Source organism: Microcystis sp. M_QC_C_20170808_M3Col (assembly GCF_007095505.1).
Lineage (GTDB): Bacteria > Cyanobacteriota > Cyanobacteriia > Cyanobacteriales > Microcystaceae > Microcystis.
Window position 1 is genome coordinate 1 of sequence record NZ_SFBY01000166.1, and the last position, 5688, is coordinate 5688.

Annotated in this window: 1 protein-coding gene; it reads right to left on the minus strand. The window is 43.0% G+C overall.

Annotation, left to right across the window (positions count from 1 at the left end):
* Window positions 1-423: 423 nt before the first annotated feature.
* Window positions 424-5457 (minus strand): hypothetical protein, encoded by a 5034-nt coding sequence (locus EWV84_RS07655; RefSeq protein WP_287077529.1) that lies wholly within the window; start codon window positions 5455-5457, stop codon window positions 424-426.
* Window positions 5458-5688 lie beyond the last annotated feature (231 nt).

The window sequence follows — 5688 nt, forward strand, 5'->3', positions numbered from 1 at the left end:
GGAATTAGATTGGCCATGATAACCCAACGATTGTCTGGGGATAATTTCCCCTCCGAGGGAAACTCGAAGTTTTCTGGTGAGGTTGGCAGTTGCTCAATCTTGCGATACATTAGTACTAGCCAAGGAAGGTGCAAGGGTTTTAAGCGATTTTAGCAGATTTCCTTGCACCTGAGCGACTCTCAATTCAGCTAAAAGCCTTTTCCGATAAAGGTTACAGCTTCTTTCAGCAAGCCCTAAATAGACAGGCGTTCTCCCCTCACATCTAGAATTCCTTAAAGGGACTAAAACAGCCATCCATTCACTATCATGATCATCAGCTTTTAATGGCTCGATATAGCGGGCTTTACCCTGCTATTGTCCCTGTATTTTAGCCTTCAGCTAAAATCTAGGGACAACAGCCTCCGCCAGTTTGTTTATGACTTCTCAATCTTTTGTGAAATTACCTACAACAAGCAGATCCCCCGGAAGTGCGCTGAAACTAAAGTCGATGTAATTGTTTGAAGGAAAGAGAAGATTTTTTAAGGCAAATAGAGAGATTGCCTCAAAATTGAACGAGATCTCACGTGCAATTTGATTAGGTATCTGGTCTCGAATTTTCTGATTTACCTGCGCTTCGAAGTCATCCGAACTGGATGGACCACCACCTGAAAGGTGGCCTGTGACGTTAACGTTTGAACCCGACGTTGCTATGGTAATCGTTTGCTCCCGTCCTGAACCACCTACATTGAGACTCAGCGTCGCGTTAGTTTCTACGGTCACATCAGTTGACAAGATACTGTCGATGCATTCCACGGAAATCATATTGTAGAAACACAGATGTTGATTATAGTTCAATGTAGTCTTTTGTTGACCGCCATAAGCTACTTGTCCATCTTTCTGTACAGTAACCGTTGTACCATGTAGGGACCAACTAACCGTATTACCCTCTGGAATGGAGTAGGTGGCGAAACCACCAGCCGCCGTAGAGGTAAAAAACTTACTCAAGTCAACTGAAGCTGAAACCGAGGCACTGGTAAATTTCCCCGACCATGCCTTGTTCATATCTTGAGGATCTACTCCCGTAAGTGTCCAGCCATTGTTTTGAAGACTTTTCGGCAGTACGTCTCTAAATACAACCTCCGAGCGGATCATCATACTGCTTTGTTGTCCTAATGGTAGTGGTTCGGGAATATTATTCAGAAATGCCCGGGAATAGTTAAGTAATGCCCTTCCTCCCGTCATAATAAAGAGTTGCAACATTTGCGTACCCGATGGCGACTCATACGGTTTAAATAGAAAGTTGCTTGGTTTTAGTGCTTCAAGGGTTGGAATATTGGTAAGGTCAAGTGTGTTGATGTCGAAAATAACTGGGTTATTAACAAAGTAGGCTTTGACTGCCTTATTAAACTCCACTTTTGTCGCATCAGTTAATTTAATTTGGCTAATGTCAAACGCCCCTTTTGCCATATTAAGCTGAACTTTCAGCACATCATGTACTGCTCCATCTACAGTTGTATGACCCGCCACCTGACCCAGATCTATGATGGCTTTCAAAGTTTCACCGCTAATATCTTGAGGTGGATCACAATTTGTCGGTCCTGATCCAACTTTTGAACACTTCTGCACCGAACCGCTGAGGATCTCCATATCAAGCGTTGCATTATTAGTGCTGTTAACACTGAAGGTTAACAATGGACAGCCATAGTTGATGGTGAATTTATTTATTATCGTTATGCCACCGGGATAAACCTCAGAAGTCTCAACAGTAATGGTGTTTTTGTAGGTGGTATCTGTTTTCAGCGATTTATACTGATCCTGAAGCGCAGAATTAATCTGCTCTAAACCCATATTAAAAACGACATCCCATCCGTTTGTACAGCTCCCTTGGGCATACATTTGTGAAATAAGCTCCGTAGTACTAGGAAGTGCTGCTGCCGCCAGAGCGTATCGTTTGGGTTCTGAAATAAGCTCCGCAGTACTAGGAAGTGCTGCTGCCGCCAGAGCCATTCGACGTTCCATAAAAGCCGTAGGTGCAGCACCAAGCATCATTCCCATTCCCTTGGCAGCTTTCAGCCGCATCATCTCCTGTGCATCAACAATACGGGCTTCTAGGACAAACGAGAGGGTGATTGTTAAGAAATCTTTGTTGAATTTAATCCCTTTATTAGTCCGGGTATCGGGGAAAGAAATATCCCAAGTCGAAAACGGTGTGATTCGACTAACCCCCTGAGACCAAGATTGGCCGCCATCAGTGAAATTAGGCCTGTTTCCCTCAACTTTATAGGCATAAATCCGCTCACGCGATGGGGTACGGAAATTAAGGGAATTTCGTTCGATGTTTCGATCGTGAAAGGGCGTGCCGTTATAGGCAAGCCTTAACAAGTATGTACCACTCTCGGTCGATTCTACACCGTCAATGGTCGCCACAACTGATACAACCCGAACATCGACATATTCATAGAAAAGCGGTGCATCAGCAAAGATAGTAGTATTAAAAATTGCTCCACCTGTCAGATCAGACGGCTTTACATTAGGGATCACAAAATTCAGAGGTTGAGTTGTAGCTTGTTGATATCGTGCTAATGCAGATTTTGCCGTGATCGTAGTGGCATTTTGCTGTACGATGGCCGCGTTGAACTTTAAGAGACTAAACGCTCCAATCAAGGTGGCAGGTTGCAGATTCTCGTATTGCAGTGCCAGATCTTTTTGTAAGAAGGCCTTGGCAAGTATGGTGAGCATCTGGTTTTGAATGAATACAAGATGCCCAGTTAGACCCATTAGGTCAATCCCGTCTTTGTCAAGGTTTTGAATATCTTGAGGGTTAAGTTTGTTTTGAAGTGTTTCCAGCCGTTTGGACTGATTGGCATTAATCTGTTTTTGCTGCTGATTTGTGTAGATATCCCGTTGTATAGCATGGAGGGATGACTCGGCATTGGTGACGGCTTTACCGCGCAGTATGAGGGTTGAGAAAGCAGCCTGAAGTTCGGCTTTCGCCTCTTTCACATCCGGGCCTGTTGCCATAATCTGGGTAAACTGAATCGACATTTCATCCCAAGACAACTCGGTTGAAGGGCTTCCAAAAGCAGCCTTCTCAAGTTTATCTAAGGTCTCTTGTGCCTGTTGGATTCGTTCTCTAGCTGAGACCGCACCATTGTAAAGCTCGGAAGTGGCCTTGAAAACATCCTGCATCTTTTTAATGTTCTGCACTATTGAAGAAAGCTCTTTAACTGCACTAATTGGTGAAGCACCCATATCGGCGATTGTAACGCCGATAGTAAAGAGATTTGTGGCTACATCCAGCCCAAATTTAATGTTCTCCATTGTCTTCCACTGCTCTACCGCCGACTTATATTTCTGTACGGCAAAATTAACATCACCTTGTGCAGAAGAGAGCGACCCTTTTAGCTCATTGATACTGGTTTGTTGCCTTTGTGCTTCTTGTTCTCGCTGACTTATCAGGTTGTCGTAAAACCCTTCCATATCTTTTTGTTGTGCGACATTAGCATTAATAATGTCACTGACAAGCTTACCAGTATCAACAATATTTTGATTAAGTGTCTTACCTACATCAATCACAAGTTCTTGCGTTCTTCGGTTAGCTATTTTCTGGTTATTTTCAGCAATTTGATACTGAATCCGAACAAGATAATCTAGAATGCTTACGATGTACTGATCATAATCTTTTGCCGGTAGGATCGGAACAAAGCTCCCGTAGTTTGGATTAATGGCATAATTAGCAAGATCGAGAGCACGTACCCTTAGAGCCAAAAGCTCTTCATCGCTTGTTGTAGAAGGGATAATAGTTGCCAGCCACTTGAGATAGTTGCCGATAAACGTCTGAAGAGGAGTGCTTTGCTGACTGCTCTGGCCACTCATAACTGCTTCGGCAAAAGTCATGGAATATTGAAGACTATTGACTAACAGTGGCAGAGAATCAGAAGGTGGAACTACCCGCACATCAGAATCTACCACTACTGTACTGCCATCAAGAGCAAATTTAATGCCGTCAACAATGACGTTATACGCAGTTCCTGACTCGTTCTGAACCATTAATGCGCCTAAAAATTCGCTGCACCCAATCTCTAATGATGTAAAGGCACTATCACTAAGCTTGATATTCTTTGCTTGTGCATTGGTACGCATATCAAGCACTTGACCAAACAGTTTTACGTTGTTTCCCGGAATTGCTACTTCGGTATTACCTGAAGAAGTAAGAACATTGCTAAAAAGAGTAAAGTTCTTCACCTCATCCTTGGCTACAAACTGCATCTGCGATATATCTAACCTTGTTTTATAGACATTGATCGTAGGGGTAGCGATATATGAAACTAGGTTTGGCAAATCTTCTGGCAACATTAAAACAAAATTGCGGTCATCGTAGATAGCAAAGTTTGCCTCAATGGTTGTGCGGTATTTTTGCACCATAGCCGCTTTAAAGACACGTTGCCATATCAAACCTCGCTTTTGCTCTATCATTACACTAAGACTTGCCAGTTGAACCTGTATGACTGTCTGATCCTTAAAGTGCTGTTCTAATTCAATCAAAGAGAGTTTTGATTGGGGGTTGAAAAGGGAAAAAACACTGTTTTTCTTTGACCAGAGTGTATCGATCCAGTCTCCATTTTCAAGTGTTGTCTGAAAAATTTGCGAATTACTCAAAGAGATGATATTTCCGTAAGCAGACACCAAGCCGTATATACCGGTGGCACTATTAGTGGTGAACTGTGCAAAATCCTGCGAACCCGTACCGCTGAGTGGATTGTTTGTCCCATCGGCATAGGCTTCTTTAATTTCCTCAAACTTCTCTTTCGTATATGCAAAAACCTGCAAAATCGTATCCCCTAACTGCACAGAAGAGACGTAGTGCGTTCCATGCTCAGCAAATGAATTGAGCACCTGCGTAGCCGTTTTAACATTGAACACACCGTCAAAATCATGGCTTCTAACTCTTCCCCCATGACGAAGTTTGATGACATCAGACTTAAAATTTTCAGTTAAATTGTAGGCAGCCTCTGGATTTCTCGGACGAGCATGGACCAAAATACCGCTTGCAGCCGAAGCGTGTGTATCTGAACCATCAAGACGAGTTAGTTTAACCAGAGCGTAGCAATAATCAGGATTTGTCAGATCTACCCCGATAGTTGTAGATAACTGCGTCAATGCGGCGTGATTATCGAGCATACCCACCAAAAGTGCGCCAGATCCTATTTTGGGAGCGTCTATATCGCTGGCGGGACTGATGACTTCGTAAGGAATTAGCTCATCCAATAGACTTTTTGCTGATTCATGTAGCGTAATATCAGGGAAAGACCATTCTCCACGATGGTCCACCGGCTCTATCTCTTCAGGTTTTATCGCTTCTTTTTCAGGTTTGAACAGAATGTTGGTCACACCATTGCTTGGATTCCAGCTAGGATTCAGTCCATCTAAGAGATTGCCTGATAAGCCTATTTTGATCGTGGAACTAGATTCGAGCATAACTACTCCTTAAGAATCTGATGAGAGAAAAGCGGGGGGGAATTACGGTTAGGAACTTTTTCTATCTACATGACCGCCATTTTAGCCAATCGAGAGAATTCTTGTCAATTAAGACTCACCGTTCGCTTAAATAAAAAAGCGATCGAGGACAAAAAAGGTTAAAATCCTTGTGTAGTAAAGGGTTTGGTTGAAGGAGTTAAGAAAATTCCCACACAGATAAAGTCAGAACGA

Bases quoted from the DNA above. Each gene is read 5' to 3' on its own strand.
- EWV84_RS07655 (WP_287077529.1), bottom strand. From the start codon at position 5,457: ATGCTCGAATCTAGTTCCACGATCAAAATAGGCTTATCAGGCAATCTC.